Origin of the sequence: Nitratireductor indicus C115 (genome assembly GCF_000300515.1) — a bacterium.
Taxonomy (GTDB): domain Bacteria; phylum Pseudomonadota; class Alphaproteobacteria; order Rhizobiales; family Rhizobiaceae; genus Nitratireductor; species Nitratireductor indicus.
Genome location: NZ_AMSI01000002.1, coordinates 308,292 through 322,790 on the forward strand (window position 1 = coordinate 308,292; position 14,499 = coordinate 322,790).

Sequence of the window (14,499 nt, forward strand, 5' to 3'; positions counted from 1 at the left end):
CTTAGAAAGGCCTCTTGAGCGGAGGTTCTGCAAGTTCGTGCTTTTCGATCAGGTTACTCTTCTAATCGCAATCGGCGTATCCAGCGCGGCACTGTGTTTCACGCTCTTTGGGGCATGGATCGGTGCGCGTCGCGACACCTTCCTGCTCGAATGGTCGTCCGGCCTGGGCTTCATTGTTCTCGGCATCATTCCCATAAGCGCGCTCGGCCGGTACTACGACCCGCTTCTTCAGACAGCATCGTTTTCCGCTCTGCTGATCGGGTTCGGACTGATCTATGCGGGCTCCATGCAGTTCCGGCTCGGCAGAACAAACTGGGCGGCGGTTTGCTCGGTTACCGGACTGGGCGTTCTCGCAACCGTTGCCGCCTTTGCAACAGGATATTCCGGAACAGGGACGGTCATCGCCAATCTCGCCCTTGCCCTGCTCCTCGTTCTGACCGGCTGGCAGCATTGGATCGGCCGGGAAGAATCCCCAATCGTCATGGCGGCGAACGCAACCCTTTATGCAATCACCGCGCTTTCTTTCGCCCTATGCAGCCTCGCCCTCGTGCTCGAGCGCAAATGGGTCCTTTCCGAATACCCTGCCAATTGGGCAGAAGGCATCAATTCCATCGTCGTCATCATCGGATTGACCGGCATTGGCGCCCTTTCGCTCGCCGGCAATCAGGCCAGGATCTCTCGCTTTCACCGGATGGAGGCCATAACGGACCCCCTGACGAAGCTGCTCAACCGACGAGCTCTGATCGAGCGCTACACCGCACCGGCCACGCCCCGCACCGCAGCCATCATTTTCGATCTGGACCATTTCAAATCGATCAACGACAGCTACGGCCATGCCGCCGGAGATCTTGTTTTGTGCCATTTTGCAGAAATTCTCTCGAACAGAATCCGCGTTTCGGACGTCGCCGCCCGAGTGGGTGGCGAAGAATTCTGCGTCATTCTTCACGATGTCGACCAGCAGACAGCCGTCAAATTCGCCGAACGCATCCGGATGAAGACCGAGGCGAAAACCATCGTCTCGGATAGCGAGGAAATCTCCGTGACCGTCAGCGTTGGCGTCGCCTATACTGCAGGCTGCAAGGAGGACTTCTATGCTCTCCTCGAACGGGCGGATCGCGCGCTTTATGAAGCCAAGACGAGCGGCAGGAACCGGGTCCGAAGCGAGGCTATCAGGCTGGTAGGCTAAAGTGTGAAACGCCGGTTCCGGCGCGGACGCGCCCGACCGGCACCTACTTCCGCGTCAAACCGATCGTGCGCTCAAGCGCGGCGTCAAATCCTTTCAGCGAAATTGGGAACACCACCTCCTGCTGCTCGTCGCTTGCATAGGTACCGATCTTCAATGTCTCGCTTCCCCGCAACGCTTTCGTCGTTTCCTTCGTAAAGACCAGGGCAAGGATACACCCCACAGGAAGGCAGGTTTTGAAGTGCGACGGTTTGCCCGGCGGCAGGTCATCGATGCTGAACATGGCTCCGCGCTTGAGATCAAGCCCGAAAGGCAAAACAAGAGAACCTCGCAAACCGCCATCGGCGGAAGGCACAAGTTCGATTGCAAGGACGCGCTGACCGCTCTTCTGGACCTGCCGCTGGGAAAATGCGCATCGGCGCTTGTCGCCCTGTCCAAGGCAGGCAACGGTCCAGTTCTCGTAGGTTTCCGATAAGGAGGATGGAGGCTCAGCTCTTGAAGCACCGACGATGGCGACGGTAAAGACCACCGCCATCGACATGGAGAGTTTGCGAAAAAGCATCAGAAGCGAATGCCCAGTCGCGCATCGAGGCCGTTCGTGCTCGAACCCGACCCGAACTCGCCATTATAGCTTAAGCCGAGCGTCGCAGTTTCGGTCACCTTCATGTCGAGGCCGAGCTGCAGGACGACAGTGTCTCTGGCAATGGGAACGCCGGTGATCATATAGGCTTCGCTCCCGGAGAAGGCGAATTGCGAGACCGGATCGACGTCGCCGAAAGCATGACGCCAGCCCAAGGTTCCACTGGCCGTCGCCTGGATTCCACCAAGCATGAGATCGGACGAGGCCCGCAATCCCAGCGTGGTGAACGCGGTGTTGAGCGTTTGGCTTGCACTGGTGAGGGCCGCTGCCCCACCTTCTTCCGTGAAGCCATCGGTACGCAGGTTGACATAGGCAAGGTTCGCAAACGGCTCAAAAGACGCTGTACCCCTGTCGAAACGGTAACCGAGTTCTCCATACGCCTGGAAGCTCCCGGCGTCATAATCAGCGGTCAGCTGCTCATTGAAGCCCGGAAACGCGACCGAACGGCTGGTCGACAATTTGTGCCACGTATAAGAAAGCCCCGAACGGAACGACAGCGCGCCCCACTGCGAACCACCGTAAAGACCAAGATGATAGTTATCGCTGTCGCCGGAGGATGCACGCGCATCCGCATCGAATGTCGAACGGCTGTACCCCGCGAAGAGACCAGCTCTCCAGTCTCCGAGCGGCGCGTCGATACCCGTTATGAAACCACCGGTCGAGACGTCCAGATCGCCTACATTGGCACCGCCTTCCATATCGCTCCAGGAGCCGAAAGCCTGCCCCCATGCCGCAAGGCCTAGCGCGCTTGCTGTATCAAATTTAGGGCCATCCTCCCCGTAAGCAAGAACCGGCAGGCTTGCTGCCCCAACATCGCCGAAAGCAGAGCGGATACGGTTGTTGGTGACGTCCCGCACATACTGGCTACCAAGAAGGAGCGCAGTCTGGGCAGAAGCGTGAACCTCACCAGAAAGCTGTTCAAACGCAACTTGAGCTTCGCCAGCGCTCAATAAAAGCAGCCTGTTGTAAAGCAATAGCGATGAGCCGCTCTGCTCCAGTGTGTTGAGCGCGACGGCAACATTGCGTTGGTTGTCCGTCCGGGCAACACGGTCAAAAAGGCCTGCTCCAGGCCCACCGGGGTCACCAGGGTCGCCGGGATCACCGGGATCACCCGGATCGCCAGGGTCACCAGGATCGCCGGGGCCACCAGGATCGCCGGGGCCACCGGCGTCCGCAACAGAGATCGTTAAATCGACCTCATTCGCTCCATGAACGAGATCGACATCGAGAAAGGCGGACTTCGAGATCGCCTCTGCGAACTCACCGGAAATGCCCTTCTCCGCGGTCAGGATCGTATATGTCTGGCCGTTTTGATAACTTGTGGCGGCATCGAGCGCCGTGACCTCCACATTGACACCATTGCCGATCGTGACCTTGCCGCCCCGATCGAAGACATCCAGCGACGATTCATAGCCAATATCCTTGACGACGATCTTGTCGCTTGTGCCGTCGCCGAGAACATCCACCTCGAAGACCGAGTTGTCATGAAAGGCGAGTGAGCCCATGACGGTCAATGTGCCGGCTGAGTTGTCGCCCGGCGCAATGCGCGCATTCCTTTCAAGCACGACGGAACCAACGGTTCCAGAGCCACCCAGCGTTCCGAACAATGTCGGATCACGGTCGGCATATACGTTGTTCGATTCCTCTCCCCAGACCTCGATCCGGTTCGAATAACGGGCGAACTTCTCTCCGGGCTCACCCTCGACCTCATAAATTCGGCCGACGGTGCCGTCGACGATCAACGTGCCGCCCCTGACCTCAAACGTGGTTTCGGTTTCCCGATCAGCCCGCGCATCGAGATCTGTCGTGTCCATATCGCTTTTCAGCACGAGCCGCGCGTCTGCACCGTCGACGACAACAGCCAGATCATCCCGTTTGGTTGTGTAGAATTCGGACAGATCGCCATCGATGGTGGTCTCCCCGGAGTAGCTTGCGATGAAGCCTCCGCCTGAGAGCCGATTGGCGAAAAGGTAGCCGGTATCGGTGTGATTGAAATAAATACCGGCGCCATCGAGAGTTATCGTTGCGTCCGCATTGATAGAACCGGCAGCGCTCGCCTCGCCCAGTTCCAACCAACCGTCGGCGCTTTCCTTCGCCCCGCCGATAATCAGCGACTTGCGGAGATTGAACTGGCCTCCGACTTCCAGACGCCCGTTTCCGCTGAGAGCCACGGCTCCGCTCGCATTGAGATTGCCGGAGACATCGAACACGCTGTTCCGGCCATCGACCGTTAGATAGGCAAGGAGCCCCACACCGGCTGTGTCGGCGCTCACCATGCCGCCGTTTTCCACGCGCATGCCGCCTTGCGATGAAATCGCAAGGATTGGCGTTTCCAATAAACCGCCGTCGGAAACCGTGATGTATCCCGTATTGAACGCGCCTTCGAGATCGATCCGCTCGCCGGCATGCAGCACCGAGCCTGCGCCGGCGATGGTCGTGTTCTCGCCGAGCTTCAGGGTCTGGGTTTCCACTTTGCCGCCATTCTCGATGGCAAAACCATTTCGGTTGATCATGGCGCCGCTATTGAGCCACTTCGATCCAGAGCCGCTGACCAGGATCGAGCTCCCCTGCCCGCCGAGCGAAACATAGTTCGTGGAGATAAGCCCCCCATCCCGGATCGCAATGGGGTCGACGATCGCCGTGCTGCTGCTCAAGCCTCGGAGTTCATCAGCCTCCAGCACGGAGCCCTGGCCCGAAACGACGATATGGGCTTCGCCGCCCGACCCGACCGCATTGCTGATGCGAACCGTATCGGCGAAGACCTTACCGCCGTTTTCGATGATCAGGGTACCATTGCCATAGCCGGTGCCGGTCGCACCGATGCCGAGAACGCCCGCATAGGCTATGGGGGCATCTCCTGTCAGACGCCATTCAGCACCAGCGCCGGAAACCCTTACCGTACCTGTATTGGGTGCACTGCTAGAGCCGCCATAGCCGATAAATCCTGCTCCGCTATAGACTTTCGAACCAATGATCGACAATTCGGCGGGCACTCCGTTTACCCTGCCGACATACAATTCACCATTGATGGCATGTTGCTCCGCCCAGGTGGCCGCCCCCTGAGCAAGTGTGCAATCGGTGATGGCCGGATTGCTGCCGAGGCGGGTATCGCAGACGACCTGCGCATGCGCTTCACCGAATCCGACCGGCGCAACGCCCGAGAACAGAACGCTCAATCCGGCGTATCCCAGAGCCGTGGAATTCCGGAGCCATTTCTTCAGCTCGAAAAATTTCCTGTTAGAAATCAATGATGATCTCCCAAATCACATACCAAATGCTGTCAAAGCGCTATCGAGCGTCGAGCCGTACACACGACTGCTCCAGAGCATGTCATTCAGCATGCAATTGGGAGTTTGGCCATTAGAACAGATGCACTATCGGCTGCGTTTCGACGGAGATCTGGGCGCCGGTGAAAGCACAAGTTTGATTTCACGCTGAAACATTTTTGCTCACGGGAAGTAATCCCCAATACGAAATTCTCTAAACGCATTAAAATATTGGGCTTATGGCGGCTTCCGAACCAAAACGGGCCGTCGAGAGCGCGAAACATCGTCACAGATCGGAAGGTATAAAAACGGAGCCTACGGCAGAGAAATATAAAGCGACCTGGCTTATCTGTCGAACTGGAACCGCAATGGCCCTTCGGTCGTCACTGCGGTGCAGAAAGTTCCTATCGTTCCAAAATGGTGCGGACGGCGCGCACCCGCACCAAACCCCTTTTATTGTAACTAAATGATTTTTTGTGGTGAATTCCGGGAAAAGTCACTCTTTTTGTACCACAAATTGTATCGCAAAATGCGGAATTATATCGAACCTCATCGTTTGCTTATCCCATCGCCTCATTGCTCCAAATTTTTCACGTGGACGTGGGGCGACGAGAACGGCCATCGCTCCAGTCTGAACGAGAGCAGACGAACTCATTTCGGCTATGACGCATGCAATTCAACACCAATTTTCCTTAAACCCGCGCCATTCATGCGCCAGGCCCTTTCTTATCAAACCTTGGCCGACGTCCCGCCCCTCAACTCGGATGGTCGCCAAGGTGCGCCCATAGCGATCCTGTCCGTTGCGCTCAATAGTAAACCGGTGTCCATTTAGTGCGCGTCGCAATTCGTCTCGCGCCTGAACCGCCAAACGTCGTTCTCGATCGCAGGATCCATTCATCTCAGGGGCATTAAAGCCTTCAAGCCTGAACTTCTCTCGGTTTATCCAAATCGTATCGCCATCAACGACGCAATTAACGCGCTGACCGCTGCCACAGATTGGCATAGCAATAACCCGGCCAGCCGCCACGGGCTTGGGCTCCACGGCCTCTGGCTTCGGGCGCGGATTGGAGGGTTGTACTGTATGGGAAGCATCTGGTGCTATCTTCCAGCCCACAAAACCCGCTACGACGAGCGCGGTGCCAAACCATATTGTAGATAATACTGGATGCATCAGTATCCCTCCCTTTATCTCGATGATCCTGCAAATCGGTTACGATAAAGGAAAAGGCCAAACCCCTTTGGTTAGGCAAGCAATTAGGATCAATTACTGCCATGTCCGCCGCAAGCACTTCAGGTATGGTTATTGTTTATATCGAAAAATTGAAGACGTTCAGCTGGCCGGACCACCTCATCGGGTCGGGCTAGGAATATGCATCTGTATCGAAATCGGCCCGCGCACACCCCCGCCCTTCGCTCCGCATTTTGAACAGCGGAGATAAGGCACGATGGTGTGATGGAGCAGAACGAAGTCGCGACCGAAGCGCTTGGCGAGGGCTTCCAGGTCCAGCCTGGCATGATGCCCGCATGTCCCACCCTTGACCTGTTGGTGACAGTGGATGCTGACGGTGTAACCGTCATCGATCATGTTTGCGAGGATGTTGAGGTTGTAGCTGACGTGTTTCACCATGAGAACAAAAATGGAACAAACACTAGACTCGTCAAGCCGGCTTGGTGTAGGAATTGTTTCTCAGTTCAGACATGGAAAGCATGGAGAGAGCCGTGCAGAAACCCGATACGACGCGCGTCCGGGAACCCGATCCCTATGACGTTGCGGCATCCGAGATCATTGAGGCTTGCGGGGGCGACCCGCACAATGCGGTAGTCGCGCTTCTGGGCGAACGCGATTACCTGGTCGGCCGCATAGAGGCCCTGGAAGCTTCGGTGAGCTGGGGTTTCGTGCGCGCAGGGGAAGCGCGCTGATGATCAGGAAAACGGTGCGGCGTTCGATTTCTGGAGCCGCAAATGCGACAGTTCAAACCTCGACACCTTTCGGAAGTCGTTCCCTTCACCCCTGACGGCAACATCACCTTCAGGGACATTCCGGTCTATTATGTGCTGGGCGGCTTTTGTGTCCGTTGCAAGCACATCGCAGAGCTTGACCGGAATGCCCTGGAACGCCGCTTCGGAAAGGACGCGCCGGCGCATCGTCTTTCAAAGCGCATGCGCTGCCGGCATTGCAAAAACAAGGCCGGCAATACAATCTTGGTCATCAATCAGTGGCCAAGGTGAGCGTGCCCCATGTGCAATCTCTACAACATGACCACCACGCGCGAGGCGATCCGCCAGTTCGTGCAAACGACCCGCGAATACCAGTTCAACGAGCCATCCCTGCAGGTCTACCCCAACCGCTATGCGCCGATCGTGCGCGTGGGAGAGGATGGCGAGCGTGAGCTCGTGCGCGCCCGCTGGGGCATGCCGACGCCGCCGATGTTCGTCAAGGGAGCGCACGACAGCGGCGTGACCAACATTCGCAATGTCAGCTCCGCCCACTGGCGCCGCTGGCTCGGCCCGGAATATCGATGCCTCGTGCCGGCAACCAGCTTTGCCGAGCCCGACCCATCGAACAAGCCGGAAGGCGGTCGCACGCCGGACGCATGGTTCGCCTTGAACGAGAACCGGCCGCTCTTTGCCTTCGCCGGCCTATGGACGAAATGGCACGGCAAGCGCATGGCGCGCGAGGAACCCGCCGACCACGAGATTTATGCGTTTCTCACCACGGAACCGAATGGCATCGTCGCGCCGATCCACAAGAAGGCCATGCCGGTGATCCTGACCACGGCCGAGGAACTGGACACCTGGTTGCGCGCACCATGGAACGAAGCAAAGACCCTGCAACGCCCCCTGCCCGACGATCAGCTGACCATCGTAGATAAGCCGGATATCCCAGAATGATTGTTCCCCCAAGACGGGCAGAAGGCGATCCGGAACGGACGCGCGAATGCCAACAGGCCCTGCAAGCCGAATTCCGCGCCCTTGCACAACGCGCGCACGGTGCCGGGTGGAGCGAGACCGAAATCGAGCAGGCACTGTTTCGTCTGGCTGTCGAACACATTCGTGAACACCAGAATGCTGAGCCTGCCTCCGAGCAGCGAAAGCACTAACGTGGCTTCTGAGGCACAAGAAAAGCGCTGACACGCTTTCTCATTTCCATCTTTTCACAGTGAGCCGAATAATTATGATGACGCTCAAGGGACACATCATTCGATCAGCGAGCGCTTACCGTTTTGCACTCGCCACGGTCGGCACATTCAATCGCACGGCTGTGCGACATCGGAGGATGGATGTGGGACGAGAATGCACGCCAGGAAATTCAAGTAATGCAGCGACGCAGCAACAACACGACGTCGGACAGCCACTCAACGGCATTGTTGAAGACGTTTGCCGTTCGCTTTCGCGCCTCCTGAAAGAAAAATCGAACAAGAGCCTGTTTTTCACCCTGGGCGTCGAGGGCAGCGTCATCACAGTAACCGCGAACTTGCGCGGTGTCGGACGGAAGGGTGCATATCTACGACGCGTCGTCAGATACTCCAGCAACCGACCAGTGGCTCAAATAGCGCTTCTGCCGCCGCAGCGGTACATCGTCTCCATATTCCGCGAGCACGCAGAATACACAGGCTTTGAGACAGTTTCAGACAGCGACAGCGAAGGCATCGCGCTACAAGCCAGCTTGAGACTGATCGAAGAATTCGTAGCAAATCGAAACATGCACACAAGCAGCGCAAAAACTGCAAACACTCTGAAATTCACGGCCTAGCGGCGAGCCAGACACGGGGGCGATGGAAGAGGAACAATGACTGACAAGCTTGCCAAGCAGCTTCTCGAAGCAGCAGCCGATTTCGAACATTTTGCACCGGAAGAAGTTAAAGCTTATCTCAGACGTGCAGCGATCAGGATCAGCAACGCCCAAAGGCCGCGCAACAACATCATATTGCTGTCCGAGGTGACCGAGGTGATGAGCGACTACGCAGAGCAACAGAATCTCACCATCGATGAAGCTGTCAATGCGGCGTTGCTCGACTGGGCTTCCGCACGTGGAATGATCGAAATTCAGGATTTGGGAGACGAAGAAGAATAGGCAGGAGGGTTTGATGGGTTTCAAGCCGCCCGCCGGAAACGCAAAGAGATGGATGGGCTGCTTCTCTTGATTGGACTGGTGATATCCATTGCAGGCGCAGTTATTCTCCTCTCAATTTCCAGACTAATCGCAGAGGGTCTTAAACTAGGCCTGCAAACGCAAATTGCCCCGGCTGCCACAAGGACTATTGGGGGAACCAAGGAAAGACGGTTATTGTTCTAAGGCTTGATCTTGCGCAGATTGGATATCACCTCGTACGCAAATGAAGACGAATGTCTCCAAGGCAACGAGCGCCCCATAGGAACCGGACTCTTGCCGATCACGCGATAGGGTGAGGCATTCCAAAAGCGAAATCGCTCCCCAAATAGTCGCACACCGTATACACCACAATCTCATACGTTATCCGATTGGACTTAGGCCGGGCGGAATGTCGGCGCGCACGGTCCAGCGAAGGGATATATGAGAACTTCTGGATCATATGTGACACGACCGGGCTATCGAAACTACTTGTAGCCAACTCGGATATAAACATCTCACGGAGATCCTTGAGGATCAGGAGTTCCTGCATCATCTCTTCACTGACGAGGCCAGTCAGATGCGCAATACGAATCTTGGCTTCAAACGACGAAAGCGGAGCACCGTCACGAAAAAACCAGCTAGCGTGACGGCGCGAATTCACCAGGTGGCGGCGCAGGGCTTTCTCAAGCCAGACTTCAACATTCGTTGCACCGATAATGGCGCAACCGCGATCCGTGCTGTCCTCCAGTTCGGTCCTGGAAAATTTTGAAACCATGAATTCTCCCCCAACCTGATCCCGTGATCAGACATAAACCCCGCATCTAAGAGCCAACATGTGGCGTCATTCGCCCTCATCGGTCTTACGCTTATCTTCGAGCGCAAACAGCATTGCCTTCTCTCGCCCACAAGCGTGCTTCCTCATGTAAAACAATATCAAGGTTTGCTGCTGAGCATGCGACAGCATTGAGAAGTCTGAACGGAATCTTGAAATCAAGTCTTCAGATACCGTCGCATCAGGGATCCAGCGATAACGGAACGGAACTGCCAAAACGAGCACGGCTGCTGCGATTGCGAGCGCAATCACGATAGCGTTTTCCCGCAGATATTCAAACGTCTGCCCCACCGCACGATCCCCAATTCCCGTATTCGGCTAATTATAACATCGTTTGAACGCACACAATCCAATGGCGCCTTTGAAACAGTGAAGCACCTCAAGGTGGCGGTCTTCCTGTCAGCCACGTGTACCCGGCAACGATCCAGCTCGCGAGCGTTACCACCCCGATGCCGATCCGAATGAGCCATCGCCCGAGTGTTCCGGCGCCGGCCGCCTGAGTGCGCAACTGCGCCATATCATCGGTAACCGGCTTCATGTCGTTGACCGTCTTCTTGGTCGCCTCGACCTCACCTTCAACATGAGAAAGCCGCTCGCTCACCTCGTCGAGGCGGCGGTGCACGACGGCGCGGCTGTCATCGGCACGTTTCAGCCGATCGTCGATTCCCTTAAGCTCACCGAGAATTTGACCAAGGGTTCGCTCCACGCTTGCTTCGCTCACCGCCCCTGCCCCTCGATCGCTTTCACCGCATCCACAAGCGCTGCCTTGCCGCGCCCGCAATCTCCCAGATTGCGCCGGTCGATCGCCCAAAGCCGCGAGGCCTCAGATGAACCGAGAGCACGCTCGGGCAGCGTCACCACAGGCGCGCATGGCGCCTTCAGGCTCTCGGGGATTGGCGCCAGCTCCGGCCGCTCAACGGCCGACCTGGTCGAGGCGGTCGCGCAGCCCCCGGCCAATAAAGGAACGCATAACACAAGCATCGCCGCCGGCTTCCGCATCGGCCTTCTCCTGTTCTGAAATTGCTGCCTCAAGGGACCGGATCGTCTCCGCATCCCGGTCCCGCTTTTCGAGATAGGCGCGCTCGGCCGTGGCAATCGCGCCCTGCGCCTTTCGGCGCTCCTCGGCCATCTCAGCCAGCATACGCCGGCGGGTTTCCTCCCAGGCGCGACGCTCGGCAACCGCCCCTTCCCGCCGAACACGGTCGACCCTGCCGTCGGCCACGATCTCGAGCACCGGGCCGAGCAGCGGAACGAGGCGAAGCGGGCCGAGCGGCAGCCCCTCATAGACGAGGATGGAGATGGCCGCCGCAAGCGCAGCCCCGCCAAGGGCGGAGGCCAGGCCGCGCAGGCCCCCGACAAGCGTCAGCATCAGCCGAGCCCACGCAGGCACAGCGCCTGCTCGCTGATGCGGCCGGGCGAACCCTTCACGCGGCGGTTCACCAGACCGCGCACCACCTTGCGCTTCACATAGACCCAGCGGCTCAGTTCGCCACAGGCTCCGCGCAGGTCTCCGGCCTTGATCTTGCGCACCAGCTTCGAGCGACAGGCCGCACCGGTGCCGGCATTGAAAGCCCAACTGTTGATGGCGATGTAGGTATCATCCGGCGCATTCCTGAGTTCCGGCACGCAGGCGAGCATGCGGCGCTCATGGGCAAGAATATCCTTGCGAAGCATGGCGTCACATTCGGCATCCGTTGCCCGCATGCCCTTCTTCACCTCCGGCCCGGTGTGACCGTCGCAAATGGTCCAGACACCGCCGCTGTCCAGATAGGCGACATATTCACGCCCCTCCCAAGACGAGTAGAACGCTATCGCCGAGGCGAGCAAAGCTGCGCCAGCGGAACCAGCGAGAAAGCGACTGCGAATTCTAGTCATTGGGCAAATCCTTCTGTGCGATGATGCGGGATACGAATGCCGCGGCCACGGTGAAGAACGACAGGCCGGCGAAGAGGCCCGGCGGCAGCGGCAGGAATTCTCTAAGAAGCGGCAAGGCCACCTCTGCCCCGGACAACAGAGCGGCGAGCACAATGAAGCGGATGCTCCACGCATGGCGGAGCACCGCTTTCCAGTTGCTGGAAAGGCGCAAAGATCGATTCCTTGGTTGAGACGAGACTGTCGGAAACTTTTCTGGGCAGATTCAGAAGCGAGCTGACACGGTCAGTCAGACGCTCATCGGCGAAATCTAGATTAGCGGAAATGCGAGCAGCTACCTCTCGTAGCAACGCACCTCGACAAAGCAAGGTGGTTGTGCTTTGAGGCAGAATACTGCTTTTAAGGGTTGTCTATCAAACTGGGCGAGCCGAATTGGTGAAATTAAAAACCTGTTTGTAAACCTTCGATCTCGTAAGGCAACCTCAACGAAATTGTCTTGTTTTCATTGAAATGGTCATGAACCCAGCCATCGACCCGCAAAAAATCTGATGATGCACAAAATCCAATAGCGCTCACCAATCTACTTTTGTACACGAGGGAGAATCGTAGCAGAAAATATCTAATCAAATTAAATAAACAAAAAAGGAAAAATAATCGAATAAATAAAGACGAAGTATAGGAACTTGTTAATTTAAATATGCATCAACACGGGGGGTGGGCATGCTTATAATTCGCATAGACTTTGATAAAGCCAGGTCTACATGGCATAAATTGCCGATATTCATTCAGAATATGACGCCTCACAGGCTCAAACATTGGGCCTGGCGCAGAATGAACGAGAGGCGAAATGTTGATACTCTAAATTCTCGTCCAAAAGACGAAGATAAAAAAGAAGTCTCCAGCGAACCCTTGATTGATGCAATCAATCTTCTACCTAAGGGCGACATAGCTATCCTATCCATTGCCAATGCGATAATGGAACGCAATGTAAATCACAAAACAAAAATTCAAATAATTTCATTACTCAGTGAAAATGGATTTCTTACTGAGAGCGAGAAGTTCATGGAATTAGTTATACATGATTTATTAATTGAAGGAAAAAGATCCTCACATCAACTAATCAAATCACTAAAAAAGACTGACATATATCTAAACTCAATATCAAAAATTCCATTCACTTCCGGAACGCCATCTACTAAAAAACACGGTCGCATTATATACGCGATCAATAACAGCCTACCTCATTACTCCAACGGCTACTCGATCCGCAGTAAGGGCGTGATTCAGGGATTAAGATCTACCGGTTTCGACGTTGTAGCAGTGACACGAGCCGGATACCCGTATGATTTGAATGCAGTACAGGATCCGACAGTAGGCGAATGGGATGAAGTGGACGGAATTCGATACTATCGGATCAAGACGCCGACACTAAAAGATCCGGGAACTCATGAATACTACTTACTTGCTTCTGATGCATGGGAAAAAATTATCCGGACCCATCAACCTGAATTAATAATTGCAGCGTCGAATCATCGAACTGCACTTCCCGCTTTAATTGCTGCCCGCCGCTGCTGCGTCCCTTTCATCTATGAAGTTAGAGGTTTCTGGGAAATAACCAGAGTTTCGCGCGAGCCTGAATACGAAGATTCACTGGGATACAAAGTTCAGGTGGCGTTGGAATCCCGCGTTTCATCAGAAGCAGACCACCTGTTAACGCTCAACGCTCCTATGAAGGAGGAACTAATCAGTCGCGGCGCGGAAAGGGACAAAATTTCGCTATTTCCCAACTCTGTAGAAGCAGAAGAATTCCCCTTGATGCCCCGCGATGGCGCCCTAGCTCAGAGCTTGGGCATTCCGGATGATGTGCCGGTGATCGGCTACATCGGGAGTTTTGTGGACTATGAGGGGCTTGATCACCTCATTCAGGCTTGCGGTTTGCTAAAATCCCGCGGGTTGACGTTCAGATTACTGTTGGTGGGGGGAGACAAAGGGGGTGCCGACTCGAAACATACTCTTACCCGCGACTTGCACTCAATCGCATGTGACGTAGGCATTGTAGACTGGCTAATCATGCCAGGACGCATACCTCATGAGGAGGTGGCGAACTACTATTCGTTGATTGACATTGCGCCACTCCCAAGAAAGCCAGTTCGTGTGTGTGAACTCGTTTCACCATTGAAACCTGTAGAAGCGATGGCAATGGGTAAGGCCGTGGTAGTTCCAGACATGCCAGCAGTTTCGGAAGCTGTGCAGCACGAAAAAACTGGTGTGATCTATGAAAAGGGGAACGTCCTGTCGTTGTCTGACGCTTTGGCAAATCTGATTGAGAACCCAGAAAAGCAGGTGAAACTGGGGAACGCCGCGCGCGCTTTTATCCTAGAGAACCGCACTTGGTCCGCCTCTGCGAGGAACATCTTGGGGGTGCTACAAGTTCTAGCAATGAAGAACGACAATGTGGACGTCGAACGCTAATCTCCGGTCGAACTGAAATCTGCCAACATTCTACGATAAATGTATCCGTCTCAGATGCCCTATGAGGCGGAGCACAGTTCGAACGAACCTGATCAACATGGCCACAGATGTGATCAAAGCCCCAATGGATATGCTTTCAAA

General features: G+C 55.7%; 16 protein-coding genes. 6 read left to right on the forward strand and 10 right to left on the reverse strand.

The window, feature by feature from the left end:
• Positions 1 to 37: 37 nt before the first annotated feature.
• Positions 38 to 1,186: a GGDEF domain-containing protein gene (locus NA8A_RS04055; RefSeq protein ID WP_009756081.1), complete on the forward strand. Its 1,149-nt coding sequence runs from the start codon at positions 38 to 40 to the stop codon at positions 1,184 to 1,186.
• Positions 1,187 to 1,229: 43 nt separating this feature from the next.
• Here NA8A_RS04055 and NA8A_RS04060 read toward each other — a convergent pair whose 3' ends face one another.
• The 3 genes from NA8A_RS04060 to NA8A_RS24585 form a co-directional block, all read right to left on the reverse strand.
• A complete protein-coding gene (locus tag NA8A_RS04060; protein ID WP_009756082.1) occupies positions 1,230 to 1,745 on the reverse strand; it encodes an invasion associated locus B family protein in 516 nt (171 codons plus the stop codon).
• Positions 1,745 to 4,999 (reverse strand): autotransporter domain-containing protein, encoded by a 3,255-nt coding sequence (locus NA8A_RS25015; protein ID WP_157174131.1) that lies wholly within the window; start codon positions 4,997 to 4,999, stop codon positions 1,745 to 1,747. The genes NA8A_RS04060 and NA8A_RS25015 overlap by 1 nt, the downstream gene beginning before the upstream one ends.
• A 766-nt stretch (positions 5,000 to 5,765) precedes the next feature.
• Positions 5,766 to 6,260: a thermonuclease family protein gene (locus NA8A_RS24585; RefSeq protein WP_310986631.1), complete on the reverse strand. Its 495-nt coding sequence runs from the start codon at positions 6,258 to 6,260 to the stop codon at positions 5,766 to 5,768.
• Positions 6,261 to 6,808: 548 nt separating this feature from the next.
• Here NA8A_RS24585 and NA8A_RS04075 point away from each other — a divergent pair.
• The 4 genes from NA8A_RS04075 to NA8A_RS04100 all read left to right on the forward strand — a co-directional run bounded on the left by NA8A_RS04075 (position 6,809) and on the right by NA8A_RS04100 (position 9,164).
• Positions 6,809 to 7,009 (forward strand): hypothetical protein, encoded by a 201-nt coding sequence (locus NA8A_RS04075; protein ID WP_240532730.1) that lies wholly within the window; start codon positions 6,809 to 6,811, stop codon positions 7,007 to 7,009.
• 318 nt (positions 7,010 to 7,327) lie between these two features.
• The gene (locus tag NA8A_RS04085; protein ID WP_009756086.1) at positions 7,328 to 7,981 is read left to right on the forward strand and encodes an SOS response-associated peptidase; all 654 of its coding nucleotides are present in this window, start codon (positions 7,328 to 7,330) and stop codon (positions 7,979 to 7,981) included.
• A gap of 283 nt (positions 7,982 to 8,264) precedes the next feature.
• Entirely contained in the window at positions 8,265 to 8,843 is a 579-nt protein-coding gene (locus tag NA8A_RS04095) for a hypothetical protein (protein ID WP_009756088.1), read from the forward strand.
• Between the two features lie 36 nt (positions 8,844 to 8,879).
• Positions 8,880 to 9,164: a hypothetical protein gene (locus NA8A_RS04100; RefSeq protein WP_009756089.1), complete on the forward strand. Its 285-nt coding sequence runs from the start codon at positions 8,880 to 8,882 to the stop codon at positions 9,162 to 9,164.
• A gap of 319 nt (positions 9,165 to 9,483) precedes the next feature.
• Here the strand turns inward: NA8A_RS04100 and NA8A_RS04105 are convergent, their stop codons facing one another.
• From NA8A_RS04105 to NA8A_RS04135, 7 genes are all read right to left on the reverse strand, one after another.
• On the reverse strand, positions 9,484 to 9,957 hold the full coding sequence (locus NA8A_RS04105; RefSeq protein WP_009756090.1) for a hypothetical protein: 474 nt from the start codon (positions 9,955 to 9,957) through the stop codon (positions 9,484 to 9,486).
• 66 nt (positions 9,958 to 10,023) lie between these two features.
• On the reverse strand, positions 10,024 to 10,305 hold the full coding sequence (locus tag NA8A_RS04110) for a hypothetical protein (protein WP_009756091.1): 282 nt from the start codon (positions 10,303 to 10,305) through the stop codon (positions 10,024 to 10,026).
• An 88-nt stretch (positions 10,306 to 10,393) separates the two neighbouring features.
• Positions 10,394 to 10,735: a DUF1515 family protein gene (locus NA8A_RS24270; RefSeq protein WP_009756092.1), complete on the reverse strand. Its 342-nt coding sequence runs from the start codon at positions 10,733 to 10,735 to the stop codon at positions 10,394 to 10,396.
• Entirely contained in the window at positions 10,732 to 10,875 is a 144-nt protein-coding gene (locus NA8A_RS25020) for a hypothetical protein (protein ID WP_157174132.1), read from the reverse strand. The genes NA8A_RS24270 and NA8A_RS25020 overlap by 4 nt, the downstream gene beginning before the upstream one ends.
• Positions 10,876 to 10,927: 52 nt before the next feature.
• A complete protein-coding gene (locus tag NA8A_RS04120) occupies positions 10,928 to 11,383 on the reverse strand; it encodes a hypothetical protein (RefSeq protein ID WP_009756093.1) in 456 nt (151 codons plus the stop codon).
• Positions 11,383 to 11,889, reverse strand: coding sequence for a lysozyme (locus tag NA8A_RS04125; RefSeq protein WP_009756094.1), 507 nt, complete (start codon positions 11,887 to 11,889; stop codon positions 11,383 to 11,385). The genes NA8A_RS04120 and NA8A_RS04125 overlap by 1 nt, the downstream gene beginning before the upstream one ends.
• Positions 11,882 to 12,100, reverse strand: a complete 219-nt coding sequence (locus NA8A_RS04135) for a DUF7940 domain-containing protein (protein WP_009756095.1) — start codon at positions 12,098 to 12,100, stop codon at positions 11,882 to 11,884. The genes NA8A_RS04125 and NA8A_RS04135 overlap by 8 nt, the downstream gene beginning before the upstream one ends.
• 506 nt (positions 12,101 to 12,606) lie before the next feature.
• On the opposite strand from NA8A_RS04135, the gene NA8A_RS24590 reads away from it, so the two are divergent.
• Positions 12,607 to 14,358 (forward strand): glycosyltransferase family 4 protein, encoded by a 1,752-nt coding sequence (locus NA8A_RS24590; RefSeq protein ID WP_074896533.1) that lies wholly within the window; start codon positions 12,607 to 12,609, stop codon positions 14,356 to 14,358.
• Positions 14,359 to 14,499: the final 141 nt, after the last annotated feature.